Raw genomic sequence first — 26,606 nt, forward strand, 5'->3', positions numbered from 1 at the left:
TACAACTACGTTGACGTCCACGCAGTTGTGGAGGTGGTCACCCCGGGCGTGCCGCCCGGGGTTCGTGGCCGTTTCGTGACGTAGGTTGGCGGCTTCTGACCGCCGGGTGAGGCTCAGCCGCCCGCGGGGGTGCCCGTGGAGTCGGCGGCGGGAGCACCGGTGGCCGGGTTCTCGGCCGGCGCGTCGGCCTTCTTCGCCGGTGTCTTCTTGGCCGGCGTCTTCTTCGCCGTCGTCGTCTTCGCCGCGGTGGTCTTCGTCGCGGCCGTCTTCTTGGCGGCCGTGGTCTTCGCGGCCGTCGTGGTCTTGGCGGCCGTCGTGGTCTTCGCCGCCGCCGACTTCGTGGTCGTCTTCTTGGCCGGGGACTTCTTGGCCGCCGTGGTCTTGGCGGTCGTCTTCGCCGGCGCCGCGGCCGTGGCGGGTGTCGCCGTGGTCGCCGGGGCCGGCTTGTCCTCGTCGGGCTTCTCCGCCGGCTTCTCCGCCGGCTTCTCCGCCGGCTTCTCGGCCGGCTTCTCGTCGGCGGGCTTCTCGTCCGCCGCGGCCTTCTCCTCGGCCGGCTTCGGCTCCGCCTCGTCCTCGTCGTCGTCCGGGAGGGTGATCGGCGTGTCCTCGTCGGCCTTGGCCTTGTCGTCGAACGGGTCCGGCTGGTCGTAGAAGCCGCGCAGCGACTCCGGGTCCTCCCGGCCGGGGTGCCGCCGCAGCGACCAGAAGAAGTAGGCAACCGCCGCGACGAAGATCAGCCCGGTCACCCACAGGTTCACCCGCAGGCCGAAGACCTCGTTCGCCGGGTCGATGCGCAGGTACTCCCAGAAGCCGCGGCCCAGCGTGTAGCCGGCCACGTACAGCGCGAACAGCCGCCCGAACCCGATGGCGTACCGCTTGTCCAGCCACAGCAGCAGGAACGCCAGCGCGACCGCCCACAGCGCCTCGTAGAGGAACGTCGGGTGGAACGTCGTGCCCGGTTCGTAGCCGGCCGGCGGGTCGTCGATCTCCAGGCCCCACGGCAGGTCGGTCGCGCGCCCGTACAGCTCCTGGTTGAACCAGTTGCCCACCCGGCCGACGGCCTGGGCGAACAGGATGCCCGGCGCCAGCGCGTCGGCCATGGCCGCGAACGGGACGCCGCGGCGGCGGCAGGCGATCCAGACGCCCAGGCCGCCCATCGCGATGGCGCCCCAGATGCCCAGGCCGCCCTCCCAGATCCGCAGCGCCTGCCAGGGGTCGCGGCCCTCGCGGAAGTACAGCTGGTTGTCAGTGATGACGTGGTACAGGCGGCCGCCGATGATGCCGAACGGCACCGCCCACACCGCGATGTCGGCGACGACGCCGGGCTCGCCGCCGCGGGCCAGCCAGCGCCGGTTGCCGAGCCAGATCGCCAGCACGATGCCGGCCATGATGCACAGGGCGTACGCCCGCAGATCGAACCCGAACACGTCCCACGTGCCAGTGCTCGGGCTCGGGATGGAGGTGGGCACCACGGCCGGCGTCGCGATCACAGGCGAACCGTACCGGACCGGTCGAACCGGGTCATCATCGCGGCGTGCTCCAGGTCACTGCGTGGCGGACGGGTCGGGCGTCTCGGCGGCGGGCGGCGTGGCCGGCGGCGTCGTGCTGCCGTCGGCCGGCGGCGTCGCCAGGCTGCCGCCGGCGGCGACGGTCGCAACGGCGGCGTTGATGCCCTCGGGCGTCCACTGGGTGGAGTCGAGCAGCTCGCCGTTGACGAAGACCGTCGGCGTGCCGGTGATCTCGTTGTCGCGCGCCGTGTTCGGCACCGCGGCGGCCCAGTCCTCGAAGTCGTCGTCGCGGACGCAGCCCTCGTAGTCGCCGCCGATGCCGGCCTGCTCGCCGAGGTCGACCAGTGAGCTGGTGGACCACTGGGTGCCGGCCGCGGCGAAGGCGGCGCTCTTGAACTCGACCGCCTGGCCCTCCTGCGAGGCGCAGGCGAAGGCGTTGTTGGCGCGGCGGGAGTACACGTTGCCGGTGAAGTCGAGCGGGTGGTAGACGATGTTCGCCTGGCCGGAGTCGACCAGCTGCTGGATCGCCGAGCTGTTCGCCGTCTCGAACTCGGCGCAGTGCGGGCAGAGGAAGTCCATCCAGTAGTCGATGGTGACCGGCGCGCTGGCGTCGCCGACCAGGATGCCGCCGCCGTCGCCCTCGATGACCTGGCCGTTGCCGGACCCGACGGCGTCGGGCACCGCGACCGGGCCGTCGCTGCCGCCGCGGCTGGCCGCCACCGCGACCGCGATGATCGCCACCGCGGCGACGATCGCCACCGCGACGCCGTAGCGCATCATGCGCTCGCGCCGCTTCTCCTGGCGCGCCTGCTCCTCGCGCATCGCCTTGATGCGCTCGCGGGCCTCGGCCTTCTTGCTGCTCATCGATGGGCTTCCTTCGACACGAGTGAGTTCACGGGGATTGACGAGGGTACAACTTCATTGAACATGACGTGAGTTCCGGATCTTACTGTGGCGACGACTGCGCCGCGGCGGCGACGGCCGCGTTGATGCCGTCGGGGGTCCACTCGGTGTTCGGCAGCGTCTCGCCGTCGACGAACACGGTCGGGGTGCCGGTGACGGCGGCGTCGCGGGCCGTGTCGCGGACGTCGGCGGCCCAGCCCTCGTAGGTGCCGTCGCCGACGCAGGACGAGTAGTCGCCACTCACGCCGATCGAGTCGCCGAGCTCGCGCAGCGAGTCCGACGTCCACTGCTCCGGCGCCGCGAACGCCGCGTCGACGAACTCGGCCGCCGAGCCCTCGTCGGCGGCGCAGGCGAACGCGTTGTTGGCCCGTCGCGAGTAGGTGTCGCCGGTGAAGTCGAGCGGGTGGTAGACGATGTTCGCGTCACCGGCCTCGACCAGCGCGTCGATCGCGCCGGCGTTGGCGGCCTCGAACTCCTGGCAGTGCGGGCAGAGGAAGTCCATCCAGTAGTCGATGGTCACCGGGGCGTCCGGGTCGCCGACCATGATGCCGCCGCCGTCCACGGTGACGGTGTCCGGACGGGGCGTCGGACCGTCGCTGCCCCGGCTGGCCGCGATCGCGACGGCCACGATGGCGACCGCGGCGACGACGGCGCCGGCGATGCCGAACCGCAGCGCCCGCTCGCGCCGGCGCTGCCGCCTGGCCTGCTCCTCGCGCATGGCCTTGACCCGCTCGCGCGCCTCGGTCTTCTTGCTCATGAGCGGCCCACCTCCGCCGGACGGCAACGACCGTACAACTTCGCGCAGGTCAGCGGAGTTCCGGAGGCCATGTCACGATGCCGTCACGGCGGCCTCGACGGCGGACCGGAACTCGTCGGCGCTCATCGCGGCCGGATTGTCCAGTGGCTCGCCGTTCAGCAGCACGGCCGGCGTGGCCTCCAGGCCCTCGTTGCGGAAGGCCTCGAGGACGTGCTGGCCCCAGTCGGAGTAGGTGCCGTCCCGGACGCACGACTCGAACACCGCGTCGTCCAGGCCGACCGCCTCGCCGGCCGCGAGCAGGTCGTCGGTCGTGTAGCCGCCGGTGCGCTCCTCGGGCTGGTTCGCGAACAGCTCGGTGAGGTACTCGACCGGCCGGCCGGCGTCGATGGCGCAGCCGAAGGCGTTGCTGGCCCGGTGCGACTCGTCGCCGAGGAAGGCGGCCGGGTGGTAGACGACCTGAGCGGTGCCGTCGGCGACCAGCTCGTCGAGCACCGCACCGTTCTCGGCCTCGAACTCGCCGCAGAACGGGCACTGGAAGTCGAACCAGTAGTCGATCGTCACGGGAGCGTCGGCGGGGCCGACGGCGACGCCGGTGCCGCCCTCGACGGTGCCGGACGGGATCGCACCGGTGCCCTCCGGTCCGTCGGACGAGCGGTTGACCAGGACGATCGCGATGACCGCGACGACGACCAGGACGCCGACGGCGATGCCGGTGCGCAGGAACCGCTCCCGCCGCCGCTCGGCCAGCGCCCGGGCCTCGGCCTCCTTGCGCAGCGCCTCCGCCCGGGCCCGGGCCTGCTCCCGCTTGCTGGCCATCAGCGCGTCCGCACTCCACCGGCCAGGTCGGCGGCCAGCTCGGCGACGGCGGTGACCCCGGCCGCGGGGTCGGGCGCCTCGAGCAGCCGGCGGACGAACGCGGACCCGACGACGACGCCGTCGGCGTACGCGGCGATCTCGGCGGCCTGGGCGGCGTTGGAGACGCCGAGGCCGACGGCGACCGGCAGCTGCGTCGTCGCCTTCGTCCGCGCGACCAGCCCGGCCGCGGCGTCGCCGACCTGCTCGCGGGTGCCGGTGACGCCCATGACGGAGGTCGCGTAGACGAAGCCGCGGCAGGCGGCCGTCGTCATCGCGATCCGCTCCTCGGTGGAGGACGGCGCGACGAGGAAGACGGTGTCGAGGCCGTGCTCGCGTGCGGCCGGGATCCAGGTGTCGTCGGCGTCGGGCGTGAGGTCGGGCGTGATGACGCCCGAGCCGCCGGCGGCCGCGAGGTCGCGGGCGAACGCCGCGGCGCCGTACCGGTCCAGCGGGTTCCAGTACGACATGACGACGGCCGGCGCACCGGTCGCGGCCACGGCCTCGACGACGCGCAGCACGTCCTTCGTCGTGGTGCCGGCCCGCAGCGCCGCGTCGACCGCGGTCTGGATGACCGGCCCGTCGATCAGCGGGTCGCTGTAGGGCAGCCCGACCTCGACGACGTCGACACCGGCCTCGACCATGGCCCGGATGGCCTCGATCGACCCGTCGACGGAGGGGTAGCCGGCGGGCAGGTAGCCGACGAGCGCGGCGCGGCCCTCGGCGCGCGCCTTCTCGAACGCGACGGAGGTGGTCATCGCCCGCCCTCCGACTCGGAGTCGTCCATCAGCCCGAACCACGTCGCCGCCGTGTCGACGTCCTTGTCGCCGCGTCCGGACAGGTTGACCAGGATCGTCGCCTCCGGCCCGAGCCGCTCCCCCAGCCGGCGGGCGCCGGCCAGCGCGTGCGAGCTCTCGATCGCCGGGATGATCCCCTCGGTGCGGCACAGGAGCCGGAACGCCTCCATCGCGTCGGCGTCGTCGACCGGCTCGTAGGTCGCCCGGCCGGAGTCCTTCAGCCAGGCGTGCTCCGGGCCGACGCCGGGGTAGTCCAGCCCGGCCGAGATCGAGTGCGACTCGATCGTCTGCCCCATCTCGTCCTGGAGCAGGTACGACCGCGCGCCGTGCAGCACGCCCGGCGAGCCGGCGGTGATGGTCGCCGCGTGCCGGCCGGTCGCGACGCCGTCGCCGCCGGCCTCGAAGCCGTACAGCGCGACCTCGGGGTCGTCGATGAACGCGTGGAAGATGCCGATGGCGTTGGAGCCGCCGCCGACGCAGGCCGCGACCGCGTCGGGCAGCTTCCCGGTGAGGTCGAGCACCTGCTGGCGGGCCTCGACGCCGATGATGCGCTGCAGGTCGCGCACGAGCGTGGGGAACGGGTGCGGGCCGGCGACGGTGCCGAACACGTAGTTCGTGGTGGCGACGTTGGTGACCCAGTCGCGCAGCGCCTCGTTGATGGCGTCCTTCAGCGTGCGCGAGCCGGTCGTCACCGGAACGACGGTGGCGCCGAGCAGCCGCATGCGGGCGACGTTGAGCGCCTGCCGGCGGGTGTCCTCCTCGCCCATGTAGATGACGCACTCCAGGCCCATCAGCGCGGCCGCGGTGGCCGTCGCGACGCCGTGCTGGCCGGCGCCGGTCTCGGCGATCACCCGCGGCTTGCCGATGCGCTTGGTGAGCAGCGCCTGGCCAAGCACGTTGTTGATCTTGTGCGAGCCGGTGTGGTTGAGGTCCTCGCGCTTGAGCAGGACGCGCGCGCCGCCGGCCGCCTCGGCGCCGAACCGGGCCGCCTCGGTGATCGGCGTCGGCCGGCCGGTGTAGGTCGTCAGCAGGTGATCGAGCTCGGCCGTGAAGGCCGGGTCCTGCTTGGCGGCGGCGTACTCGCGGTCCAGCTCGTCGAGCGCCGCGATCAGCGCCTCCGGTACGTAGCGGCCGCCGTAGGGGCCGAACCGGCCGGGCCGGTCGGCGGAAAGGACGTGCCCGGAATCGGGCCTGGTGTCCACCCGAGTAGCTCCTCGATGCGTGGCAGAGATGGCTGACAGGTGACGAGAGCGCAAGCCGTGCGCCGTCACTGGCGACGGTATCGCAGCGCGCGCCCGCAACCCCAATCGCCTCCGGTTCCGCCGAACCGCTTGACGCCGTCGCTCGCCGCCGGTTGACGTTGAGGGTGCAACCGTTGGCCGTCGTGCTGCAGGTGCCGATGCGCTGCCGTTGGCCGTCCCCCTGCTGCCCATTTTCTTGGCCCGGGTCGTGCGCCTCAAGTCCGACGCCCCTGGCTGTTCGCTGTCCGTCGTGGTCGGGGGCTCTGGACTTGACCTGCACGCCCCGGGCCAAGAACGGGCAGCTATCAGGGGGACGGGGGGAGTGTGGCGACGCCCCTGAGGGCTCCGGCGTCGTGTTCTGCGGTGGTGCGGGTTCGCTGGCCGCTCCCGGCGGTCTGTGGGGCCTTTCGATGTGACGTTGGTGTCGTGGAGTGTCCACGTGGCGAGATCTCGCCGCGTTTTCCGGGCTGCCCACCAGGCGTACTCCCGCTCTGCAAGGCATGCATGGGTGGTAGAGCAGGAGAACGCCTAGCGAGGCACCGAATCATTGATGATCATCGCTGTCCACAGCCCGGCAAACGCCGCAAAACGGGCACGCGCTGACCGATGAGGCACCGCCCGCCGGCCGGAACGGCCGCGGACTTGAGGCGCGCGACCGGGGCTAAGAAAATAGGGCAGCAGGGGGACGGCCAACGGTCGCAGCCCTACAAGCCAACGTTCACAGCCCCACAAACCAACGGCCGCAGCCCCCACAGCCAACGAGAGGGAACCCGCCACACTCGCCCGGCTCAGCCCTGGCGGCTGCCCCGGTTCAGCGCGGGGTGGGCGCCGGCGGCGACGAGGTCGGCGACGGCGGCGCGGGGGTCCTTGCCGGTCACCAGGGTCTCGCCGACGAGGACGGCGTCGGCGCCGGCCCGGGCGAGGTCGATGACGTCGCGCGGGGACTTCACGCCGGACTCGGCGATCTTCACGATGCCGTCCGGGACCAGCGGGGCCAGCCGCTCGAACGTCGTCGTGTCGACCTCGAGGGTCTTGAGGTCGCGGGCGTTGATGCCGATGAGCTTGGCGCCGGCGTCGGCGGCCCGCTCGATCTCGTCTGCGGTGTGCGCCTCGACCAGCGGCGTCAGCCCGATCGACTCGGCCCGCTCGATCAGGCTCACGAGCGCGAGCTGGTCCAGCGCGGCGACGATGAGCAGCGCGAGGTCGGCGCCGTAGGCGCGCGCCTCCCACAGCTGGTAGCTGGTGACGATGAAGTCCTTGCGCAGCACCGGCGTGTCGACGGCGGCCCGGACGGTCTTCAGGTCGTCGAGGGTGCCGCCGAACCGGCGCTGCTCGGTGAGCACGCTGATGGCCGCGGCGCCGCCGGACTCGTAGTCGACGGCGAGGGCGGCGGGATCGGCGATCTCGGCCAGGGAACCCCGCGACGGGCTCGACCGTTTCACCTCAGCGATGACCGAGACCCCGGACGAACGGAGCAACGGCAGCGGGTCACGGGCCGGCGGCTGCTTGGCCGCCAACGCCTTCAGCTGGTCGAGCGGGCACTGGCTCTCTCGTTCGGCCAGGTCGGCACGCACACCCTCGATGATCTCTTCGAGAACGCTCATCCCCGCCCCTCGCCGGTACCGCCGGCCGGATCGGTCGACCCGGCTGGTCCAGAGTAACGGCGCGCGAGGGGTGCTCTCGACACGCCCCCTGGCTCAGCGCTCCGGGACCGGCTCCAGCGCGTAGCCGACGCCGCGGACGGAGCGGATGGTGAGCGCGCCCTCGAGCTTGCCGCGCAGCGTCGCGACGTGCACGTCGACCGTGCGGGTGCCGACCGGCACCGGGTAGCCCAGCGCCTGGCACATCAGCTCCTCGCGGGTGCAGACCCGCCCGGCACGGACCATCAGATGGGCGAGCAGCGCGGCCTGCAACGGCGTCAGGTCGGCCTCGTGCCCGCCCGGCGTCTCCACGCGGCGGTGGCCGACGTCGAGCGTCACGCCGGCGACGGAGACGACCGGCGGACCCGCCCGGGTCCGATCCGACGTCGTCCTGCCGGCGCGTGTCATGGCCTACCCGATGCGGTCCTCGCCCGTCGCGCCGGCGGGCTGCCGGGGCCCGGCCTGCGGGTCGCGCTGCCCGAGGCCCATCATCTGCATGACCTTGCCGACGATGCCGGCGACGACGACCAGGCCGACGCCGCCGATCCAGAACAGCGGCCAGTTCAGCAGGATGACGGCGATGGCGCCGACCACGAAGCCGGCCAGGATCAGGATGACCGTGGTCCAGGCGGCCGGGGTGTGGCCGTGCTCGTTGTGCGCCATCGTGTGTCACGTCTCCTGTCGTCGTGGCGGCCGTTACCGCTCATTGTGCCCGATGAGCGGCCGGCGCCGTGGGGCGACCTCCGTACCGGTTCAGCCGGTCGGATCGTCGCCGCGGTCCAGGGCGTCCCACGTGGCCCGGTTGCCCGCGGCCGGCTTGGCCCGCGCGGCGCGTCCGGCCCGCTCGTAGCGGGCGCCCATCGACGGCCAGGACGGGCCGCGCAGCGCAACCAGCAGCCCGGCCAGCGCCACCAGCAGCCCGGCCAGCGCGACGGCGACCGGCCACAGCGGCGTCGTGGCCACCGACTCGACCGGGCCGGCGGACTCCGGGCTGCCGGCCAGCCAGTCCGCGACCCGTCCGTCCAGGTCAGGGAGCACGACGACGGCCATGACCGCCTGGGCGGCGCCCAGCACGGCCAGCACGCCGCCGACGATCCGCCGGCCGAGCCGCCGCACCGCCGGGACGGCGACGACGGCGGCCAGCGCCACCAGCGCGACCGCCGGCGCCAGCGGCAGCAGGTCCGACCCGGACACCGACGTCTCGGTGACGCTGAGCGACGACGACTCCGCACCGGTCCCCCACGTCCGGCCGGCCGCGACCAGGCCGAGCACGCCGCCGGCGGCCAGCAGCAGCAGCGCGCCGAGGTACTCGCGGCGGGCCGGCGAGGTCATCGCACCGGCCGCATCGTCTCGGCGACGGCGATCGCCCGCAGCGCGGCCGCGGCCTTGTTCCGCGACTCCGTCCACTCCGACTCCGGGTCGGAGTCGGCGACGATCCCGGCGCCGGCCTGCACGTACCCGACGCCGTCGCGGATCAGCGCGGTGCGGATCGCGATGGCGACGTCGAGGTCGCCGGCGAAGTCGAGATAGCCGACGACGCCGCCGTAGACGCCGCGGCGGACCGGCTCGAGGTCGTCGATGATCTCCATCGCCCGCACCTTCGGCGCACCGGACAGCGTGCCGGCCGGGAAGCACGCGGCCAGCACGTCCAGCGCCTCCTGGCCGTCGCGCAGCCGCCCGACCACCGTCGACTCGATGTGCATGACGTGGCTGTAGCGGCGCACCGTCATGAAGTCGACCACCTCGACGGTGCCGGGCGCGCACACCCGGCCGAGGTCGTTGCGGGACAGGTCGACCAGCATGAGGTGCTCGGCCCGCTCCTTCGGGTCGGCGAGCAGCTCGTCGGCCAGCGCTGCGTCGGCCTCCGGGGTCTCGCCGCGCCACCGGGTGCCGGCGATCGGGTGCGTCATGACGCGGTCGCCGTTGACCTTGACCAGCGCCTCCGGGCTGGAGCCGACGACGGAGTAGGCGCCGTCGCCGTCACCGCCGGGCCCGGGCAGCCGGACGAGGTACATGTACGGGCTCGGGTTGTCGCGGCGCAGCACCCGGTAGACGTCCAGCGCGTCGGCCGTCGTCGGGGTCTGGAACCGCTGCGAGAGCACGATCTGGAACGCCTCGCCGGCCCGGATCTCCTCCTTCGCCCGCTCGACCGCGGCGAGGAAGTCGGCCTTCTCGGTGCGGCTGTCGTGCCGCGGCGGCGTGCCTGGCTCGTAGGTGGCGACCGACGACGGCGTCGGCTCGGCCAGCTCGGCAGTCATCCGGTCCAGCCGCTGGACCGCGTCGGCCCACGCCTGGTCGACCCGCTCGTCGCTGTCGTCCCAGTTGACGGCGTTGGCGACCAGCAGGATGGTGCCGTCGTCGTGGTCGAGGACGGCGACGTCGGTGGCCAGCAGGAACGACAGGTCCGGCAGCCGCAGGTCGTCGATCGTCGTCGACGGCAGCCGCTCCAGCCGCCGCACCGCGTCGTAGGCGACGAACCCGACCAGCCCGCCGGTGAGCGGCGGCAGGCCGGGCAGCCGGCGGCTCCGAAGCGCCCGCAGCGTGCCGCGCAGCGCGTCCCACGGGTCGCCGCCGGACGGCAGCCCGACCGGCGGGTTGCCGTGCCAGACGGCCTCGCCGTCGCGCTCGCTGAGCACCGCCGCCGAGTGCGCGCCGACGAAGGAGTAGCGCGACCAGACGCCGCCGTGCTCGGCCGACTCCAGCAGGAACGTGCCGGGCCGGTCGGCGGCCAGCTTGCGGTAGACGCCGACCGGGGTCTCGCCGTCGGCCAGCAGCCGCCGCACGACCGGGATGACCCGGTGCTCCTTGGCGAGGACCCGGAATGTGTCGAGATCGGGCGTGACGTTCATGCGGCGGCCCCGATGACGGCGTCGAGCCGGCCGTCGTCGAAGCAGGTGCGGGTGCCGGTGTGGCAGGCCGGGCCCTCCTGGTCGACCTGGAGCAGCACGGTGTCGCCGTCGCAGTCCAGCCGCACCTCCTTGACCCACTGCCGGTGCCCGGACGTCTCGCCCTTGACCCAGTAGTCGGACCGGCTGCGGCTCCAGTACGTGGCCCGGCCGGTGGTGAGGGTGCGGTGCAGCGCCTCGGCGTTCATCCAGGCGAGCATGAGCACCTCGCCGGTGTCGTGCTGCTGGACGACGGCGGGCAGCAGGCCGTCGGGCGACAGCTTGAGCCGGGCGGCTACGGTGGGGTCGAGACCAGGCATCCACCTATTCTCGCCGACCGTCGCGGTGACGGGCGACACGCCTCGGATCTCGCGTATCGCATCGTGGACGACACGATGACCAACTATGGTGCCGTGGTTGGCTGACTACGGCCGGGCACCGACCTGTTGACGAAGGAGCGTTCTCGTGGCACGCACGACCCGCGCCGCTGCCGCGGTGGCGGCGATGGTGGCCGCGATCGTGCTCGCCGGTTGTTCCGACGACGGTGACGAGCCCAAGCGTGACGCGTCGGGCAACGTCACCGAGTCCGCCGGCGCCGACGTCTTCGACGTGCGGGTCGGCGACTGCCTGGGCGACTTCGGCGACACCGCCGAGGTCACCGACGTCTCTGTCGTCCCGTGCGACCAGGAGCACGGCCAGGAGATCTACGCCACGGCGCAGGTGCCCGACGGCGAGTTGCCGTCCGAGGAGGACCTGCGCGCGCAGGCCGAGGAAGTCTGCACCGCCGAGTTCGAGAGCTACGTCGGGCTCCCCTATGCCGAGTCCGCCCTCGACTTCACCTGGCTGCAGCCCACCACCGAGTCGTGGGACCAGGGCGACCGCGAGCTGGTCTGCCTGGTCAACGACCCCGCCGGCCCCGTGACCGGTTCGCTGCAAGGCGCGAACCGCTGACTCCGATGGTCCGGCCCACCGAACCCCGTCGTCCGTCCGAGCGGACGGCGGCCGAAAGACGCCGTGTCAGCGGCGTGTACATCCTGAAGGAGACAATGATCGTGCGGATCACGATTCGTACCGCGGTCACGGCGCTGGCCGCCGTCGCCGCTCTGAGCCTGAGCGCGTGTGGCGACGACTCGTCGGACGACAACGCCGACGGCGGCGACTCGACCACCACGTCGGAGCCCACCGAAGAGGACACCCCCGCCGAGGAGGACACCCCGGCGGAGGAGGACACGCCCGCCGAGGAGGAGTCCGACGCTCCCGAGGGCGAGACCCAGGACGTCTTCGACGTTGGCCTCGGCGACTGCATCAGCAACTTCAACGCCGAGGAGCAGGTCAGCGAGCTGACCGTCATCCCGTGCGAGGAAGAGCACGACCAGGAGGTGTTCGCGGTCTTCGAGGTCCCGGACGGCGACTTCCCGGGCTCCGAGGCGTTCCAGTCGCAGGTCGAGACCGACTGCATCGGCTCGTTCGAGACCTTCGTCGGCATGCCGTACAACGAGTCGGTCCTGGAGATCCAGTGGCTGGAGCCGACCGAGGAGTCGTGGGCGCAGGGCGACCGTGAGCTCGTCTGCACGGTGCTCGACCCGTCCGGCCCGGTGACCGGCACCCTCGAGGGCGCCAACCGCTGAGGCGACCGCACCCGGTCTGGGTCAGCGCGACTGGCTGACCCAGGCCGCGTGCAGGGCGGCGTACACGCCGCCCTTCTCGACCAGCTCCGCGTGCGGCCCGGACTCGACGAGCCGGCCGCGATCGAACACGAAGACCTCGTCGGCGGCCTCGGCGGTGGACAGCCGGTGCGCGATCGTCACCGACGTCCGGCCGCGGGAGATCCCCTCCAGCGCCCGGGCCAGCCGCACCTCCGTCGCCGGATCGACCGCGCTGGTGGCCTCGTCGAGGACCAGCAGGTCCGGGTCGGCCAGGTAGGCGCGGGCCAGCGCCACCAGCTGCCGCTCCCCCGCCGACAGCGACTCACCGCGCTGCCCGACCGGCGTCTCCAGCCCGTAGGCCAGCGAGTCCAGCCAGTCGCCCAGCCCCAGTTCAGTGACGGCGAGCAGCAGCTCCTCGTCGGTCGCCTCCGGCTTGCCGTAGCGCAGGTTCGCGGCCAGCGTGTCGTCGAACAGGAAGCCCTCCTGCGGCACCATCACGACCCGCTCGCGCAGAGACGCGAACCGCACCTCGCGCAGGTCGGTGCCGTCGACCAGCACCCGGCCGCGCACCGGGTCCATCAGCCGGGTGAGCAGCTTGGCGAACGTCGTCTTGCCCGAGCCGGTCTCGCCCACCACCGCGACCCGGGTGTGCCGGGCGATCGCGACGTCGACCTCGTGCAGCACCGTCGGCCCGTCCGGGTAGGCGTAGGAGACGCACTCGAAGCGGACGTCGATGGGGCCGCGGGGCAGCTTGACGCCGTGCTCGGCCGGGTCGGCGACGTCGGCCGGGGTGTCGAGGATGCCGAGCACCCGGCGCCAGCCGGCGATGGCGTTCTGCGCCTCGCTGAGCACCTCGGTGCCGACCTGGACCGGCGCCACGAACAGCGTCACCAGGAACAGGAACGCCACCATCCGGCCGAGCGTGATGTCGCCGGCCACGCCGAGCAGCACGCCGACGACCACGATCGCGGCGTTGACCAGCCCGGCCACCACCTCCCCGGTGGAGAACGCCGTCGCCGCGAGCCGCTGCGCCCGGCTGGCCGCGGCCCGGTGCGACTCGACGGCGTCGTCGATGCGCTGCTGCGTGCGGCCCTCGATCGCGTACGCGCGGACCGCCTGGGCGCCGACGACGGACTCGGAGATCGCGCCGAGCATGCCACCGACCCGCTCGCGCACCACCATGTAGGCGCTGGACAGCATCCGCTGGAACGTCCGCAGCGCCAGGAACAGCGGCAGGAAGCAGACCCACACGAGCAGCGTCAGCTGCCACGAGTAGACCGCCATCACGATCGTCGCGATGATCAGCTGGCCGACGCTGACCAGCAGGATCAGCCCGCCCCACTGGACGAACTGGGAGATGGTGTCGACGTCGCTGGTGACGCGGGAGACCAGCGAGCCGCGCCGCTCGGTGTCCTGGGTCAGCACCGACAGGTCGTGCACGTGCCGGAACGCCTTGGTGCGCAGCGTGGCCAGGCCCGCCTCGCTGGCCTTGAAGATGCGCCGGTTCATGAGGTAGGCGGCGACGACCGTGACGAGGACGCCGACGCCGGCCAGCCCGACCATCCAGCGGACGTAGCCGAGGTCGGCGCCGCCGGGTGCGTTGAGGCCGTCGTCGATGGTCTGCTGGACGGCGATCGGCACGACCACCCGGCCGGCCGTGGCGACCAGCGCCAGCAGCAGCGTGACCGTCAGCCCCTGGGTGATCTCCGGCGACAGCGCGAGGCCGCGCCGGAACGTCGCCCAGGCCGAGCCGGAGCGGACCTCGCCCAGGCGGGAACCCTGGCCGGCTACAGCGCTCATGGCCGGTTCTCCTTGTCGGCGCCGGCCATCGCCCGCTCGACGGCGTCCCGCTCGTAGGCGGTGATGAGGTCGCGGTAGCCGGGCGAGCGGTCCAGCAGTTCGGTGTGGGTGCCGCGGGCGGACACCCGGCCGTCCTCGACGTAGACGACCTCGTCGGCCAGCGCGATGGTGGCCCGCCGGTAGGCGACCACGACGACGGTCGACGGCAGCGCGGCGTCGCGCAGCCCGGCCAGGATGCGCCGCTCGACCTCGGGGTCGACGGCGCTGGTGGCGTCGTCGAGGACGAGCAGCCGGGGCCTGCGCACCAGCGCCCGGGCCAGGGCCAGCCGCTGCCGCTGGCCGCCGGACAGGGTGGCGCCGCGCTCGCCGATGCGGGCGTCGAGCCCGCCGTCGAGCTCGTGCACGAACCGGTCGCCCTGGGCCAGCCGCAGTGCCGCCCACACGTCGTCGTCGGGCACGGGCAGGCCGAGGGCGACGTTGTCGCGGACGGTGTCCTCGAAGATGAACGGCTGCTGGAACACCAGCGACACCACGTCCGCGACCGCGCCGGGCGCCAGCCGGCGCAGGTCGGTGCCGTCGAGCAGGATCGCGCCGGTGCCGGGATCGACCAGCCGGACCAGCAGGCTGGCCAGCGTCGACTTGCCCGACCCGGTGGAGCCGACGACGGCGACCGTGCGGCCCGGCTCGACGTCGAGATGGACGCCGTCGAGCACCGGGGTGCCCTCGACGTAGGAGTAGCCGACGTCGTCGAGGCCCAGCCGGGCCGGCCCGCCGTCTCCGTCGCCGCCGGCCAGCCGCTCGCTGCCGTGCGGCAGCGCGCCGGTGGCGTCGAGCACCGCCTGCACCCGGCGCCAGCCGACGGTGGCGCGGGGCAGCTCGCCGAGCACGAAGCCGATGGCGCGGATCGGGAACGCCGTCACCGTCAGCAGGTAGGCGACCTGGACCAGCGAGCCGGCCGCGAGCGACCCGTCGGCGACCCGGGCCGAGCCGATGATCAGGACGGCGAGGACGCCGAGGTTGGGCAGCGCCTCGAGCATCGGGTCGAACGCGCCGCGGACTCGGCCGACCGCCGCGTTGGCGTCGCGGAGCTGGCCGGCGACCTTGGCGAACCGGGCGGTCTCGGCGGCCTCGCGGCCCAGCGCCTTCACGACCATGGCGCCGTCGAAGGACTCGTGCGCCACCCCGGACAGCTCCGCCCGCAGCGCCTGCGCGCGCGTCGCCAGCGGTGACAGCCGGCGCTGATAGACGAAGTTCAGCAGCAGGATGGCCGGGAACACCAGCGCGCCGACCAGCGCAAGCCACGGGTCGGCGAGGAACATCGAGATCAGCGCGAACACCAGCATGACGACGACGCCGAGCGCGAACGGCAGCGGCGCGATCGGCCAGAACGACGCCTCGACGTCGGCGTTCGCGTTGGACAGCAGCTTGCCGGTGGAGTGCTGGTGGTGCCACGACAGCGGCAGCCGCAGGTACTGGCGGCTGACCTGGCGCCGGTACCGCGCGTTCAGCCGGTACTGGCCGAGCCCGGCGAAGTACCGGCGCACCACGATGCCGCCGGCCTTCACCAGCGCCGTCACGATGATCGCGAGCGCCGCCAGCGCCAGCGCGCCGGTGGTCGTCTCGCCGTCGCGGAAGGCCGGCACCACGACGCGGTCGGTGACCCGCCCGATCACCTCGGCCGCGGCCACCGTCGCGAACCCGTACACCGCGCTGCCGGCGACCGCGATCCCCAGGATGACCGGCTCGTCGCGCATGGCCCGGACGAGGATCCGGATCCCTTCGCGCAGGGTGGCCTGCCGCTCGTCCCTCACAACACTCGCTCTCTGCGCTCGCCCGGCTTTGTACAGTACCAACCGCCGCCGACAGGGCTGAAATCGGTTTCCACCGGACACGGCGCTGCCCGCCTCGCCGCGATGGCGAGGCGGGCAGCGGTCGTCTGACGCCCCGAGGTCAGGCGGTGGCGCGCCGGCCGCGCAGGACGAACGCGAGCCCGACGAGGCCGAGCAGGGCGGCCGCGGCCAGCGGCAGGCCCGGCCCGGCGCCGGTGTCGGGCAGCGGCTCGCCCGTCGGCGTCGGGGTCGGCGTCGGGGTGGGCTCGGTGACGGTGATGCCGACGTTGGCGGGCTCGGACGTCGCGGAGCCGTCGGAGACGGTGAACGTGAACGATTCTTCCCCGGTCCAGCCCTCGGCCGGGGTGTAGGTGAGGTTCGGCGCCTCGCCGCTCAGCGTGCCGTTCGCCGGCTCCGAGGCCAGCTCGTAGGTGAGCTCGTCGCCGTCCTCGTCGCTGCCCGTGAGCGTGATCTCGACCGGCGTGTCGACGGTGGTCTCGACGACCTGGTCGACGGCGACCGGCGGGTGGTTGGCCTCGAACGTGCCGGCCGCGATGATGACCGTGGAGTCGAGCTGGTGGTCCGACGCGTCGGCGATGGCCAGCTTGACGTGGTTGGTCTCGCCGGCGGTGACGTCGGCGGCGCAGGTCAGCACCGTCGTGAAGCCGTCCAGCTCGGTCGCGTGCGCACCTTCGGGCAGCTCGTTGTCGACGTAGAGGTCGGCGTTGAGGTTGTTGTTGATCGTGTTGATCGTGACCGGCTGGGCGTCGGCGCCCACGACCGCGCAGTTCTCGCCGTTGACGAAGAAGCCGAAGACGTCGTTGTACTCCGAGTCGACGTACTCGTTGTACTCCTCGGAGCCGAAGATGTAGTCGAAGCGGATCTGATCGGTGGCCGGGACGAAGTCGAACTCCAGGATGGCGGCGTCCAGGGTCGGGAAGGCCGCCAGCGGGTCCAGGTCGGCGTCGCCGGCCAGCAGGAACTCGGTGGTCATCTCGTTGGAGACGTTCGGGCCGAGGACCGAGCTGCGCTCGCCGGCCACCGAGCCCGACGACAGCGCCACGCCGCCGGGCACGCCGAACACGTCGTCGAAGCCGCCGGCCAGGCCCGCTGCCTGCGGGCTGCCGGTGTAGACGACGTTCTCGGCGGTGACGCCCTCGCCGAGCAGCGACTCGACCAGCTCCTCGGCGGTCAGGCCGCCGGTGTCGAGGTCGACGGCGGTCTGGTCGCCGACGCCCTCGCCCTTGGCCGACAGCGGCGTGGACGAGCCGCGCTCGGCCGGCTCCTCGGTGGCCAGCGCGGCCGGGGCGCCGGCCGTCGCGATGATCAGCAGGGCGCCCGCGGTCAGCGCGGACGTCCTGCGGGCAGACAGGTACCTCACTGGAGTGCCCCCCTCAAGGCATGGCGACGCCGCGACGCCGCCGAAGAACAACAGAAAGTCGAAGTTTCGTGTCGGGGTCCGCTGGGTAGCCGGACCCCGACACCTTAGCGGCATCCGGGGCGGTTGTGGTGACTCGACCCGGTATGAGTTCGGCGTGTTCTAACGGACGGTATGACCCGATTCCGCCAGGGCCGTCTTGACCTCGCCGATGCGCAGGTCGCCGAAGTGGAAGACGCTGGCCGCGAGCACGGCGTCGGCGCCGGCGTCGACGGCGGGCGCGAAGTCCGGCAGCGCCCCCGCGCCGCCGCTGGCGATCACCGGCACGTCGACGACGGCGCGCACCGCGCGCAGCAGCTCCAGGTCGTAGCCGTCCTTGGTGCCGTCGGCGTCGACGGAGTTCAGCAGGATCTCCCCGGCACCGCGCTCGGCCGCCTCGGCCGCCCAGCCGACGGCGTCGATGCCGGCGCCGCGCCGCCCGCCGTGCGTCGTCACCTCGAAGCCGGACGCGGTGCCGCCGCCGCGCCGAGCGTCGACCGACAGCACCAGCACCTGGCTGCCGAACCGGTGCGCGATCTCGGTGACCAGCTCGGGCCGGGCGACGGCGGCGGTGTTGACGCCGACCTTGTCCGCGCCGGCCCGCAGCAGCCGGTCGACGTCCTCGACGGCGCGGACGCCGCCGCCGACGGTCAGCGGGATGAACACCTGCTCCGCCGTCCGCGACACGACGTCGTAGGTGGTGGACCGGTCGTCCGACGATGCGGTGATGTCGAGGAACACCAGCTCGTCGGCGCCCTCGGCGCCGTAGGCCGCGGCCAGCTCGACCGGGTCGCCGGCGTCGCGCAGGTCGGTGAACCGCACGCCCTTGACGACGCGGCCGGCGTCGACGTCGAGGCAGGGGATGACGCGGACGGCGACGCTCACGAGGCGGCGACCTTCAACGCTTCCTCCAGCGTGAACTGCCCGGCGTAGAGCGCCTTGCCGATGATCGCGCCCTCGACGCCGATCGGCACCAGCGAGCGCAGCGCCGCGACGTCGTCGAGGCTGGACACCCCGCCGCTCGCGACGACCGGCTTGGTCGTCCGCGCGCAGACCTCGCGGAGCAGGTCCAGGTTGGGGCCGCGCAGCGTGCCGTCCTTCGTCACGTCGGTGACGACGTAGCGGGCGCAGCCGTCGCGGTCCAGCCGCTCCAGCACCTCCCACAGGTCGCCGCCCTCACGGGTCCAGCCGCGGGCGGCCAGCGTGGTGCCGCGCACGTCCAGCCCGACGGCGACGCGGTCGCCGTGGCGGGCGATGGCCGACGCCGTCCACTCCGGATCCTCCAGCGCGGCGGTCCCCAGGTTGACCCGTCGGCAGCCGGTGGCCAGCGCGTTCGCCAGCGACTCGTCGTCGCGGATGCCGCCGGACAGCTCGACGTCGACGTCGAGCTTGCCGACCACGGCGGCCAGCAGCTCGCGGTTGGAACCGCGGCCGAACGCGGCGTCGAGGTCGACCAGGTGCACCCACGGCGCGCCGGCGGACTGCCACGCCAGCGCCGCCTCCAGCGGGTCGCCGTAGGACGTCTCGGACCCGGCCTCGCCCTGGACCAGGCGCACGGCCTGCCCACCGGCGACGTCGACGGCCGGCAACAGCTCGAGCACCGTCATCAGAGCTTCACCGCCCGGAACCGCAGCCGGCGGTAGTCGGCCCACCAGGCGTCGTCGTGCCACAGCTCCGGCCGGGCGATCTCCTCCGCGCGCGCCACCACCTCCGCCGGCAGCGTCTCGACCTGCGTCGACGCGAACATCTCCAGCCACTTGCGCATGCCGTCCGGGCCGGTCAGCTTGGTCGGCCGGTCGTAGAAGTCGAGCTGGCGGATCTCCAGCCCGGCGTCCTCCAGCATCGCGGCGTACTCGGCCGGGGAGTTGAAGAACCACGGCCAGCTCCGGTCCGGCAGCCCGGCCTCGCGGCAGGCCCGGTCGACGGCGGCGGTGACCGACGCGACGTTGCCGGTCGCGCCCATCTCGGCGACGAACCGGCCGCCCACGCGCAGCGCGTCGGACACGCAGCCCAGCACCTCGACCTGCGCCGGCATCCAGTGCAGGGCGGCGTTGGAGATGACCGCGTCGACCGGCTCCTCGACGGTGAAGTCGTGCGCGTCGGCGACCCGCAGCTCCGCCGCGTCGCCCAGCCGCTCGCGGGCGGCCTCGATCATCGCCGGGTCGGCGTCCATGCCGATCACCCGGGCGCCGGCGTCGATCAGCCGCGCGGTCAGCTCACCGGTGCCGCAGCCGAGGTCGAGGATGGTCTCGCCGGCCTGCGGCTGCAGCCAGTCGAGCAGCTCCGCGCCATAGGCGGCCACGAACGCGAAGTCGCGGTCGTAGGCGCGCGCGTCCCAGTTGGTCACGGTCACAAGCTCCTCATCCAATTCTCCAGCAGGTGCAGTCCCGCATCGCCGGACTTCTCCGGGTGGAACTGCGTCGCGGTCAGCGGCCCGTTCTCGACGGCGGCGACGAACGTGTCGCCGTTGTGGTCCGACGTGGTCACCAGGGGCGGTTTCAGCCGTTCCGGCGCCGGCAGCACCCACTGTCGGACGCCGTAGGAGTGCACGAAGTAGAACCGTTCCTTCTCCACGCCGTCGAACAGCACCGTGCCGGCCGGCGCCTCGACGGTGTTCCAGCCCATGTGCGGCAGCGGGTTGGCCTGCAGCCGCTCGACGGTGCCCGGCCACTCCCCCATGCCGTCGGTCTCGACGCCGTGCTCGACGCCGCGCTCGAACAGGATCTGCATGCCGACGCAGATGCCCAGCACCGGCCGGCCGCCGGCCAGCCGCCGGCCGACCACCTCGTGCCCGCGGGCGGCGCGCAGCCCGGCCATGCAGGCGGCGAACGCGCCGACACCGGGGACGACCAGGCCGTCGGCCTCCGCCGCGGCCTGCCGGTCGGCGGTCAGCGTGACGTTCGCGCCGACCTTCTCCAGGGCGCGGGTCGCCGAGCGCACGTTGCCGGATCCGTAGTCGAACACGACCACGTTGCGGTTGGGTTGCACGTCACTCATCGTCCACCTCCCCGTGTCAGACTGCGAATGTGACCCTCGACGATGGCGCCGCAGCGCTCGGCCGGCGTTGGCCGTTGCGCGTCGCCGTCGGCTCCGCGGCGGTCGCGGTGGCCGGGCTGGCCACCACCGGCGCCGGCGGCTGGTACTACGCCGACGAGCTGCTCCAGGTGCGGCCGGAGCCGCCGGACTACCCGGTCGAGGTGATCGCGGTCGTCGGCACCACCGTCACGCTGTCCGGCCCGGGCGCCGACGAGCCCGGCGTCGTCGGGCTGGAGTGGCCCGGCGGCTTCGCCCGCGTGGGCCGCGAGATCGACGTCGCCGGCGAGTACGTGCTGCGCAGCATCCAGCCCTACCCGCAGCTGCCCTCCGTCGGCACCCAGGTCCGGGTCGCCTACTACGCCGCGCCCGACGACCTGCGCGACCTGTCCCGCGTCGCCGGCGTAGCCGCCCGCCGGATCGAGTTCGACGGCCCGCTCGGCCGCTACCCGGCCACCTACCTGCCGGGCGACGGCGAACGCTGGATGGTCCACGTGCACGGCCGAGGCGCCACCCGGGGCCAGGCGTACCGGTTGATCCCGGCGGTGCACCGGCTCGGGCTGCCGCAGCTGTCCATCGCCTACCGCAACGACGACGGCGCGCCCGAGGGGCCGCACCGCGAGTACGGGCTGGGCTGGACCGAGTCCGAGGACCTCGCCGCGGCGCTGGACTGGGCCCGCGAGCAGGGCGCCCGCGAGTTCGTGCTGACGGGCTACTCGATGGGCGGCGCGATCGTCGGCAACCTGCTGCGCCTCGCCGGGTCCGACGGCGTCGCCGGCGTCGTCTACGACTCGCCGGTGCTGTCGTGGCTGGACATCCTCGCGTACCAGGCCCGGCTGCGCGGCGTGCCGGCGTTCGGCGCCACCGTCGCGGCGTCGGTCGTGCGGGCCCGCACCGGCATCAACGTCTGGGCCATGGACCAGGTCGCGCACGCCGACCGGCTGGACGTCCCGGTGCTGCTGTTCCACGGCTCCGGCGACACGACGGTGCCGGTGACCTCGTCGGACCGGTTCGCCGCGGCCCGGCCGGACCTCGTCACGTACCTGCGCGGCGAGGCCGAGCACGTCCGCAACTGGAACCTCGACCCTGCGGCCTACGAGGCGGCGGTGACGGCGTTCCTGACATCGCTGCCCGCGCACGCCGCCGTCAGGGCCTAGCAGCGTCACAACGCGCCCTTCGTCGACGGCACGCCGCGCTCACGCGGGTCGATCGCGACCGCGGTGCGCAGCGCCCGGGCGACGGCCTTGAACTGCGCCTCGGCGATGTGGTGCGGGTCGCGGCCGCCGAGCACGCGCACGTGCATCGTCAGGCCGCCGTGGTGGGCCAGGCTCTCCAGCACGTGCGCCGTCAGCGAGCCGGTGAAGTGGCCGCCGATCAGCACGTACTCCTGCCCGGCCGGCTCGCCGGAGTGCACGAAGTACGGCCGGCCGGACACGTCGACGACGGCGTGCGCCAGCGCCTCGTCCAGCGGGACGGTCGCCTCGCCGTAGCGGACGATGCCGACCTTGTCGCCGAGCGCCTCGCGCAGGGCCTGGCCGATGACGATCGCGGTGTCCTCGACTGTGTGGTGGACGTCGATGTGGGTGTCGCCCTCGGACCGGACGGTGAGGTCGATGAGCGAGTGCCGGGCCAGCGCCGTCAGCATGTGGTCGTAGAACGGCACCGACGTGGCGATGTCGTTGCGGCCCTCGCCGTCGAGGTCCAGCTCGACGCTGACCTTGCTCTCGCTGGTCGCGCGCTCGACCTTGGCGGTGCGGCTCATCGTTGCTCCTTCACTACGTCGACCAGTGCCACCTTGAAGGCGGTCGTCTCCTCCGGAGTGCCCACCGACACCCGCAGCCAGCCGTCCGGGCCGGTCTCGCGGATCAGCACCCCGTGGTCCAGCAGACCCTGCCAGACCGCGTGGCGGTCGGCGAACCGGCCGAACAGCACGAAGTTCGCGTCGGACTCGGCCACCTCGAAGCCCTGCTCGCGCAGCCAGGCGGCCAGCGCGTCGCGCTCGTCGCGCAGCTGGGCGACGCGGCCCTGCAACTCGACGGCGTGCTCGAGGGCGACGACGGCGACGGCCTGGGTGACGGCGGACAGGTGGTACGGCAGCCGGACCACGCGCAGCACGTCGATGATCTCCCGGCTCGCCGCCACGTAGCCGAGCCGGGCGCCGGCGAACGCGAACGCCTTGCTCATCGTGCGCGTGACGATCAGCCGCGGGTGCGTGTCGAGCAGGCTGAGCGCGCTCGGCACGCCGTCGCGGCGGAACTCCGCGTATGCCTCGTCCACCACGACGACGCCGTCGCTGGCCTCGTGCAGCGCGCTGACCAGGCCGAGCGGGACGGCGGTGCCGGTCGGGTTGTTGGGCGACGCGATCAGCGTGACCGTGGGCCGGTGCTCGGCGACCGCCTTGAGCGCGACGTCCTCGTCGATGCCGAAGTCGTCGTCCCTGCGGGCGGCCACCCAGTGGGTGGAGGTGTCGCGGGCGTACTCGGGGTACATCGAGTAGGTCGGCGCGAAGCTGAGCGCCGTCCGTCCCGGACCGCCGAAGGCCTGCAGGATCTGCAGCATGACCTCGTTGGAGCCGTTGGCGGCCCACACCTGGCCGGCGTCGAGGCTGACGCCGGCCTCGCGCTCCAGGTACGCGGCCAGCCGCTCGCGCAGCCTGGTCGCCTCGCGGTCGGGGTACCGGTTGAGGCCGCGGACGGCGTCGGCGACGGCGCGGGCGGCGTCGGCCACGAGCCGCTCCGACGGCGGGAACGGGTTCTCGTTGACGTTCAGGCAGACGGGCACGTCGAGCTGCGGCGCGCCGTAGGGCTCGACGCCGCGCAGCTCGTCCCGGATGGGCAGGTCACTCATCGGGGAACCTCGCGGTGACGGCCTCCCCGTGTGCGGGCAGGTCCTCGGCGTCGGCGAGCGCGCGGACGCCGCCGGCGATGTCCTTGAGCGCGTCCCGGTCGTACTCGACGACATGGACGCCGCGCAGGAACGTCTGCACCGACAGGCCGGACGAGTGCCGCGCGCTGCCGCCGGTGGGCAGCACGTGGTTGGAGCCGGCGGCGTAGTCGCCGAGGCTGACCGGCGACCAGGGGCCGACGAAGACGGCGCCGGCGTTGCGCACCCGTGCGGCCAGGGCGGCCGCGTCGCGGGTCTGGATCTCCAGGTGCTCCGCGGCATAGGCGTCGACGAAGGCCAGGCCCTGGTCGAGGTCGTCGACGAGCACGATGCCGGACTGCTCGCCGGCCAGCGCCGTGCGGACCCGCTCGTCGTGCTTGGTGCTCGTCGTGCGGGTCTCCAGCTCGGCGGTGACCGCGTCGGCCAGCGCCTCATTGTCGGTGACCAGCACCGACGCGGCCAGTGGGTCGTGCTCGGCCTGGCTGACGAGGTCGGCGGCGACGTGCCGCGGGTCGGCCGTGTCGTCGGCCAGCACCGCGATCTCCGTCGGCCCGGCCTCCGCGTCGATGCCGACGACGCCGCGCAGCAGCCGCTTCGCCGCCGCGACGTAGACGTTGCCGGGACCGGTCACCAGGTCGACCGGCTCCACCTCGCCAGGAACGCCGTAGGCCAGCATCGCCAGCGCCTGGGCGCCGCCGACGGCGTACACCTCGGTGACGCCGAGCAGCGCGCAGGCGGCGAGGATCGTCGGGTGCGGCCGGCCGCCGAACTCACGCTGCGGCGGGCTGGCGACGGCGAGGCTGCTCACGCCCGCGACCTGCGCCGGGACCACGTTCATGACGACGCTGCTCGGGTAGACGGCCAGGCCGCCGGGCACGTAGAGACCGACCCGCTGGACCGGGATCCACCGCTCGGTGACGGTCCCGCCGGGGACGACGGTAGTGGTGACGTCGGTGCGGCGCTGGTCGCCGTGGACGAGGCGGGCGCGGCGGATCGACTCCTCCAGCGCCGCTCGCACCCGGGGGTCCAGGGCGCCGAGCGCGTCGTCGAGCGCCGCCTGCGGGACCCGCACCTCGGCCGGTTCGACGCCGTCGAACCGCAGCGTCAGCTCCCGGACCGCGTCGAGCCCGCGATGCCGCACGTCCTCGCAGATCGGGCGGACGGCCTCGAGGGCCGCCTCGACGTCGATCGGGGCGCGTGGGACGAGCATGCGGTAGTCGAGGCGTTCGCCGGCGGCGAGCCTCCCCCGCAGGTCGATGCGGCGTATCACTCATCCGAGTCTAGGTGCGCGGTTCACCAGTCGGACGCATTGCCCGCATCGCAAGACTCGATGGGTCGCTAGTCGAACAGGGCCCGCACGAGCGCCGGCACCGACGCGGCCACCTCGCGAACGTAGCCCTGCCGCGTCCCGGGCCCGTTGGCGTCCATCGACTCGTGCGCGACGCCGACCGCGTCGAGGCCGATCGAGCGGCACAGCGCGATCGACCGCGGCAGGTGGAACCGCTGGCTGACCACCAGCAGCCGGGTCAGCCCGAATTCGTCGCGGGCCCGGGTGCACGACGCCCAGGTGTCGACGCCGAGCGGGTCCTCGACGATCGCGCCGGACGGCACCCCGGCGTCGATCAGGTACCGCCGCATTGCCGCCGGCTCGTCGTAGCCGCCGGGCGCCGTGCCGCCGCTGACCAGCAGCGTCCGCGTCCGGCCGAGGTGGTACAGCGCGGCCGCGACATCCAGCCGCCCGGCCAGCAGCCGCGACGGCGTCCCGTCGGCCCGCACCCCGGCGCCCAGCACCAGCGTCACGTCCCGCGACGGCGCCTCGGCCGGGTCGGACAGGATCCGGCCGGCGCTCGCTGTGTAAGTCCATACGGTCGGCGCGGCGATCGCCAGCAGGGCGGCCGCCACCGCGGCGAGCGTGAGCCGGCGCCGGCGGCTCATCCGACCACCGGCTCGAGGTACCCGTGCAGGACGGCGCGCAGCTCGCCCGCCAGTGCCTCCCGCTCGGCACCGTCCGCCGCGACGATCAGCGGCATCATCGCGCGGACCAGCTGGATCGCGACCGTCGCCGTCCGCTCGACGACCTCGCCGGGCAGCTGCGGGGCGCGCGCCGCGACCAGCGTCGTCACCCGGCCGAGCAGCGCGGCGTGCAGCGGCGCGACCGCCGCGGTCAGCGACGGCGGCAGGTCCGGCCGGGCGAACAGCGCCTTGAAGCCGTGGTTGGCCAGGTTGAACTCGATCAGCGGGCCGGTGATCGCGGCGATCAGCCGATCCAGCGGCAGCGCGGCCGGGTCGACGCCGTCGAACGTCGTCTCCCGCAGCTCGGCCAGCTGCTCGGCATACCGCTGCGCCAACGCGTGGGCGATGTCGTCCTTGTTGGCGAAGAACTGGTAGAGCGAGCCCGGCGAGATGCCGGCCCGGGCGGCGATCGCGTTGGTGCTGGTCGCCTCGTAGCCGGACTCGGCGAAGGCCTCGGCCGCGGCCGCGAGGATCTGCTCCATCCGCGCCTGCCCGCGCGCCTGCCGTTTCGTCACACCCCGGCTCCCACTCGATTCGACAAATACGAGCGGTCGCTCGTATTGTGCAAAACACGAGCCTCGACTCGTCTTTTCAGCGACGCTACCACGAGGGAGCCGCCGATCATGCTCGGCCGATACGTCACCCGCGCCCCGCGCCGGATCCTCGCCGGATCCGTCCTGCTGTTCCTGCTCGCCGGGGTGCTGGCCGCGAGCGTCATCGAGGCGCTCGCGCTGAACCGGTACGAGGCGTCCGGATCGGAGTCGCTGCGGGCGCGCGCCGCCCTCGCCGAGCAGTTCGGCACCGGCACGCCGAACGTCGCGCTCCTGGTGACGGCCACCGGCGACGGCTCCGTGGACGACGCCGAGGTCGCCGCGGCGGGCGCCGCGCTGACCGACCGGCTGGCCGCGGAGCCCGGCGTCGGCGACGCGTGGTCGTACTGGAGCGACGGCGCCGCGACACTGCGCAGCGATGACGGCCGGCACGCGCTGGTGCTGGCCTGGGTCCCGGGCGACGCCGACCACGTCCGCGGCGACGTGTTGCCCGGCCTCACCGAGCGGTTCGGCGGCGTGGACGGCCCGCTGGAGGTCGCGATCGGCGGCGGCGACGAGGTGTTCCGGGTGGTCGCGGAGCAGGCCCGCGCGGACTTCCTGCGCGCCGAGATCGTCATCCTGCCGCTGGTGGGCGCGCTGCTCTGGCTGGTCTACCGGCGGCTGGCCCCGGCGCTGGTCACGCTCGGCGTCGGGTTGTTCTCCGTCGTCGGGACGCTGGCGATCCTGCGCGTCGTCACCCTCTTCACCGAGGTGTCCACGTTCGCGTCGAACATCGCGCTGGTCATGGGCATCGGGCTGGGCGTGGACTACGGGCTGTTCGTGACCTACCGGTTCCGCGAGGAGCTGGCGGG

28 protein-coding genes are annotated in these 26,606 nt (G+C 73.4%); 4 read left to right on the top strand and 24 right to left on the bottom strand.

The features are described from left to right. Positions 1–113: 113 nt before the first annotated feature. The 12 genes from lgt to hisI all read right to left on the bottom strand — a co-directional run bounded on the left by lgt (position 114) and on the right by hisI (position 10,903). Positions 114–1,490 carry a prolipoprotein diacylglyceryl transferase gene (lgt, locus tag C1I92_RS09045; RefSeq protein WP_233506897.1) on the bottom strand — a complete coding sequence of 459 codons (1,377 nt, stop codon included), beginning with the start codon at positions 1,488–1,490 and terminating at the stop codon, positions 114–116. Between the two features lie 54 nt (positions 1,491–1,544). Continuing rightward, complete coding sequence (locus C1I92_RS09050) at positions 1,545–2,372, bottom strand: DsbA family protein (protein ID WP_111254339.1); 828 nt, start codon at positions 2,370–2,372, stop codon at positions 1,545–1,547. A gap of 82 nt (positions 2,373–2,454) precedes the next feature. Continuing rightward, positions 2,455–3,168: a DsbA family protein gene (locus tag C1I92_RS09055; RefSeq protein WP_111254340.1), complete on the bottom strand. Its 714-nt coding sequence runs from the start codon at positions 3,166–3,168 to the stop codon at positions 2,455–2,457. A gap of 72 nt (positions 3,169–3,240) precedes the next feature. Next, the gene (locus tag C1I92_RS09060) at positions 3,241–3,984 is read right to left on the bottom strand and encodes a DsbA family protein (protein WP_111254341.1); all 744 of its coding nucleotides are present in this window, start codon (positions 3,982–3,984) and stop codon (positions 3,241–3,243) included. Continuing rightward, on the bottom strand, positions 3,984–4,778 hold the full coding sequence (gene trpA, locus C1I92_RS09065; protein WP_111254342.1) for a tryptophan synthase subunit alpha: 795 nt from the start codon (positions 4,776–4,778) through the stop codon (positions 3,984–3,986). The genes C1I92_RS09060 and trpA overlap by 1 nt, the downstream gene beginning before the upstream one ends. Continuing rightward, positions 4,775–6,019 (bottom strand): tryptophan synthase subunit beta, encoded by a 1,245-nt coding sequence (gene trpB, locus C1I92_RS09070; protein WP_111254343.1) that lies wholly within the window; start codon positions 6,017–6,019, stop codon positions 4,775–4,777. Before trpB ends, trpA begins: the two co-directional genes overlap by 4 nt. An 827-nt stretch (positions 6,020–6,846) precedes the next feature. Next, a complete protein-coding gene (gene trpC / locus C1I92_RS09075) occupies positions 6,847–7,662 on the bottom strand; it encodes an indole-3-glycerol phosphate synthase TrpC (RefSeq protein ID WP_111254344.1) in 816 nt (271 codons plus the stop codon). A gap of 93 nt (positions 7,663–7,755) precedes the next feature. After that, entirely contained in the window at positions 7,756–8,106 is a 351-nt protein-coding gene (locus C1I92_RS09080; RefSeq protein WP_111254345.1) for a winged helix-turn-helix domain-containing protein, read from the bottom strand. A 3-nt stretch (positions 8,107–8,109) separates the two neighbouring features. Continuing rightward, entirely contained in the window at positions 8,110–8,361 is a 252-nt protein-coding gene (locus C1I92_RS09085) for an HGxxPAAW family protein (RefSeq protein ID WP_199521085.1), read from the bottom strand. 90 nt (positions 8,362–8,451) lie between these two features. Continuing rightward, positions 8,452–9,030, bottom strand: coding sequence for a Trp biosynthesis-associated membrane protein (locus tag C1I92_RS09090; RefSeq protein WP_111254346.1), 579 nt, complete (start codon positions 9,028–9,030; stop codon positions 8,452–8,454). After that, positions 9,027–10,547: an anthranilate synthase component I gene (locus tag C1I92_RS09095; RefSeq protein WP_111254347.1), complete on the bottom strand. Its 1,521-nt coding sequence runs from the start codon at positions 10,545–10,547 to the stop codon at positions 9,027–9,029. Before C1I92_RS09095 ends, C1I92_RS09090 begins: the two co-directional genes overlap by 4 nt. Continuing rightward, the gene (gene hisI, locus C1I92_RS09100; protein ID WP_111254365.1) at positions 10,544–10,903 is read right to left on the bottom strand and encodes a phosphoribosyl-AMP cyclohydrolase; all 360 of its coding nucleotides are present in this window, start codon (positions 10,901–10,903) and stop codon (positions 10,544–10,546) included. The genes C1I92_RS09095 and hisI overlap by 4 nt, the downstream gene beginning before the upstream one ends. Positions 10,904–11,048: 145 nt before the next feature. Between hisI and C1I92_RS09105 the strand changes: the two genes are divergently transcribed. Further along, the gene (locus tag C1I92_RS09105) at positions 11,049–11,534 is read left to right on the top strand and encodes a septum formation family protein (RefSeq protein ID WP_111254348.1); all 486 of its coding nucleotides are present in this window, start codon (positions 11,049–11,051) and stop codon (positions 11,532–11,534) included. A 101-nt stretch (positions 11,535–11,635) separates the two neighbouring features. Continuing rightward, the gene (locus C1I92_RS09110; protein ID WP_158564056.1) at positions 11,636–12,211 is read left to right on the top strand and encodes a septum formation family protein; all 576 of its coding nucleotides are present in this window, start codon (positions 11,636–11,638) and stop codon (positions 12,209–12,211) included. Between the two features lie 21 nt (positions 12,212–12,232). On the opposite strand, the gene C1I92_RS09115 is transcribed toward C1I92_RS09110, so the two are convergent. The 7 genes from C1I92_RS09115 to hisH all read right to left on the bottom strand — a co-directional run bounded on the left by C1I92_RS09115 (position 12,233) and on the right by hisH (position 20,272). After that, positions 12,233–14,029 carry an ABC transporter ATP-binding protein gene (locus tag C1I92_RS09115; protein WP_111254350.1) on the bottom strand — a complete coding sequence of 599 codons (1,797 nt, stop codon included), beginning with the start codon at positions 14,027–14,029 and terminating at the stop codon, positions 12,233–12,235. Continuing rightward, entirely contained in the window at positions 14,026–15,783 is a 1,758-nt protein-coding gene (locus C1I92_RS09120; RefSeq protein ID WP_111254366.1) for an ABC transporter ATP-binding protein, read from the bottom strand. The genes C1I92_RS09115 and C1I92_RS09120 overlap by 4 nt, the downstream gene beginning before the upstream one ends. 196 nt (positions 15,784–15,979) lie before the next feature. Further along, a complete protein-coding gene (locus C1I92_RS09125; RefSeq protein WP_111254351.1) occupies positions 15,980–17,239 on the bottom strand; it encodes a choice-of-anchor L domain-containing protein in 1,260 nt (419 codons plus the stop codon). A 159-nt stretch (positions 17,240–17,398) separates the two neighbouring features. Beyond that, a complete protein-coding gene (hisF, locus tag C1I92_RS09130; RefSeq protein WP_111254352.1) occupies positions 17,399–18,160 on the bottom strand; it encodes an imidazole glycerol phosphate synthase subunit HisF in 762 nt (253 codons plus the stop codon). After that, positions 18,157–18,882, bottom strand: a complete 726-nt coding sequence (gene priA, locus C1I92_RS09135; protein ID WP_111254353.1) for a bifunctional 1-(5-phosphoribosyl)-5-((5-phosphoribosylamino)methylideneamino)imidazole-4-carboxamide isomerase/phosphoribosylanthranilate isomerase PriA — start codon at positions 18,880–18,882, stop codon at positions 18,157–18,159. Before priA ends, hisF begins: the two co-directional genes overlap by 4 nt. Next, positions 18,882–19,622 (bottom strand): class I SAM-dependent methyltransferase, encoded by a 741-nt coding sequence (locus tag C1I92_RS09140; RefSeq protein WP_111254367.1) that lies wholly within the window; start codon positions 19,620–19,622, stop codon positions 18,882–18,884. Before C1I92_RS09140 ends, priA begins: the two co-directional genes overlap by 1 nt. A gap of 2 nt (positions 19,623–19,624) precedes the next feature. After that, positions 19,625–20,272 carry an imidazole glycerol phosphate synthase subunit HisH gene (gene hisH, locus C1I92_RS09145; RefSeq protein WP_111254354.1) on the bottom strand — a complete coding sequence of 216 codons (648 nt, stop codon included), beginning with the start codon at positions 20,270–20,272 and terminating at the stop codon, positions 19,625–19,627. Positions 20,273–20,301: 29 nt separating this feature from the next. Between hisH and C1I92_RS09150 the strand changes: the two genes are divergently transcribed. After that, a complete protein-coding gene (locus tag C1I92_RS09150; protein WP_146605069.1) occupies positions 20,302–21,465 on the top strand; it encodes an alpha/beta hydrolase in 1,164 nt (387 codons plus the stop codon). A 5-nt stretch (positions 21,466–21,470) separates the two neighbouring features. Here the strand turns inward: C1I92_RS09150 and hisB are convergent, their stop codons facing one another. The 5 genes from hisB to C1I92_RS09175 form a co-directional block, all read right to left on the bottom strand. Next, positions 21,471–22,070 (bottom strand): imidazoleglycerol-phosphate dehydratase HisB, encoded by a 600-nt coding sequence (hisB, locus tag C1I92_RS09155; RefSeq protein WP_111254356.1) that lies wholly within the window; start codon positions 22,068–22,070, stop codon positions 21,471–21,473. Next, positions 22,067–23,155 carry a histidinol-phosphate transaminase gene (locus tag C1I92_RS09160; protein ID WP_111254357.1) on the bottom strand — a complete coding sequence of 363 codons (1,089 nt, stop codon included), beginning with the start codon at positions 23,153–23,155 and terminating at the stop codon, positions 22,067–22,069. Before C1I92_RS09160 ends, hisB begins: the two co-directional genes overlap by 4 nt. Next, a complete protein-coding gene (hisD, locus tag C1I92_RS09165) occupies positions 23,148–24,461 on the bottom strand; it encodes a histidinol dehydrogenase (RefSeq protein ID WP_111254358.1) in 1,314 nt (437 codons plus the stop codon). Before hisD ends, C1I92_RS09160 begins: the two co-directional genes overlap by 8 nt. Before the next feature lie 68 nt (positions 24,462–24,529). Further along, positions 24,530–25,126, bottom strand: a complete 597-nt coding sequence (locus C1I92_RS09170; protein WP_111254359.1) for a SanA/YdcF family protein — start codon at positions 25,124–25,126, stop codon at positions 24,530–24,532. Then, complete coding sequence (locus C1I92_RS09175; protein ID WP_199521087.1) at positions 25,123–25,719, bottom strand: TetR/AcrR family transcriptional regulator; 597 nt, start codon at positions 25,717–25,719, stop codon at positions 25,123–25,125. The genes C1I92_RS09170 and C1I92_RS09175 overlap by 4 nt, the downstream gene beginning before the upstream one ends. Before the next feature lie 108 nt (positions 25,720–25,827). On the opposite strand from C1I92_RS09175, the gene C1I92_RS09180 reads away from it, so the two are divergent. Further along, positions 25,828–26,606: MMPL family transporter (locus C1I92_RS09180; RefSeq protein WP_146605070.1), on the top strand; the 779-nt coding region annotated here is incomplete at its 3' end.

The organism is Jiangella anatolica, assembly GCF_003236295.1.
Lineage (GTDB): Bacteria > Actinomycetota > Actinomycetes > Jiangellales > Jiangellaceae > Jiangella > Jiangella anatolica.

Bases quoted from the DNA above. Each gene is read 5' to 3' on its own strand.
- priA (WP_111254353.1), bottom strand. From the start codon at position 18,882: ATGACGGTGCTCGAGCTGTTGCCGGCCGTCGACGTCGCCGGTGGGCAG.
- C1I92_RS09060 (WP_111254341.1), bottom strand. From the start codon at position 3,984: ATGGCCAGCAAGCGGGAGCAGGCCCGGGCCCGGGCGGAGGCGCTGCGC.
- C1I92_RS09055 (WP_111254340.1), bottom strand. From the start codon at position 3,168: ATGAGCAAGAAGACCGAGGCGCGCGAGCGGGTCAAGGCCATGCGCGAG.
- C1I92_RS09090 (WP_111254346.1), bottom strand. From the start codon at position 9,030: ATGACCTCGCCGGCCCGCCGCGAGTACCTCGGCGCGCTGCTGCTGCTG.
- C1I92_RS09050 (WP_111254339.1), bottom strand. From the start codon at position 2,372: ATGAGCAGCAAGAAGGCCGAGGCCCGCGAGCGCATCAAGGCGATGCGC.
- C1I92_RS09095 (WP_111254347.1), bottom strand. From the start codon at position 10,547: ATGAACGTCACGCCCGATCTCGACACATTCCGGGTCCTCGCCAAGGAG.
- C1I92_RS09080 (WP_111254345.1), bottom strand. From the start codon at position 8,106: ATGACACGCGCCGGCAGGACGACGTCGGATCGGACCCGGGCGGGTCCG.
- trpC (WP_111254344.1), bottom strand. From the start codon at position 7,662: ATGAGCGTTCTCGAAGAGATCATCGAGGGTGTGCGTGCCGACCTGGCC.
- C1I92_RS09115 (WP_111254350.1), bottom strand. From the start codon at position 14,029: ATGAGCGCTGTAGCCGGCCAGGGTTCCCGCCTGGGCGAGGTCCGCTCC.
- C1I92_RS09085 (WP_199521085.1), bottom strand. From the start codon at position 8,361: ATGGCGCACAACGAGCACGGCCACACCCCGGCCGCCTGGACCACGGTC.
- C1I92_RS09160 (WP_111254357.1), bottom strand. From the start codon at position 23,155: ATGAGTGACCTGCCCATCCGGGACGAGCTGCGCGGCGTCGAGCCCTAC.
- hisH (WP_111254354.1), bottom strand. From the start codon at position 20,272: ATGAGTGACGTGCAACCCAACCGCAACGTGGTCGTGTTCGACTACGGA.
- hisB (WP_111254356.1), bottom strand. From the start codon at position 22,070: ATGAGCCGCACCGCCAAGGTCGAGCGCGCGACCAGCGAGAGCAAGGTC.
- trpA (WP_111254342.1), bottom strand. From the start codon at position 4,778: ATGACCACCTCCGTCGCGTTCGAGAAGGCGCGCGCCGAGGGCCGCGCC.
- C1I92_RS09170 (WP_111254359.1), bottom strand. From the start codon at position 25,126: ATGAGCCGCCGGCGCCGGCTCACGCTCGCCGCGGTGGCGGCCGCCCTG.
- C1I92_RS09120 (WP_111254366.1), bottom strand. From the start codon at position 15,783: ATGCGCGACGAGCCGGTCATCCTGGGGATCGCGGTCGCCGGCAGCGCG.
- hisI (WP_111254365.1), bottom strand. From the start codon at position 10,903: ATGCCTGGTCTCGACCCCACCGTAGCCGCCCGGCTCAAGCTGTCGCCC.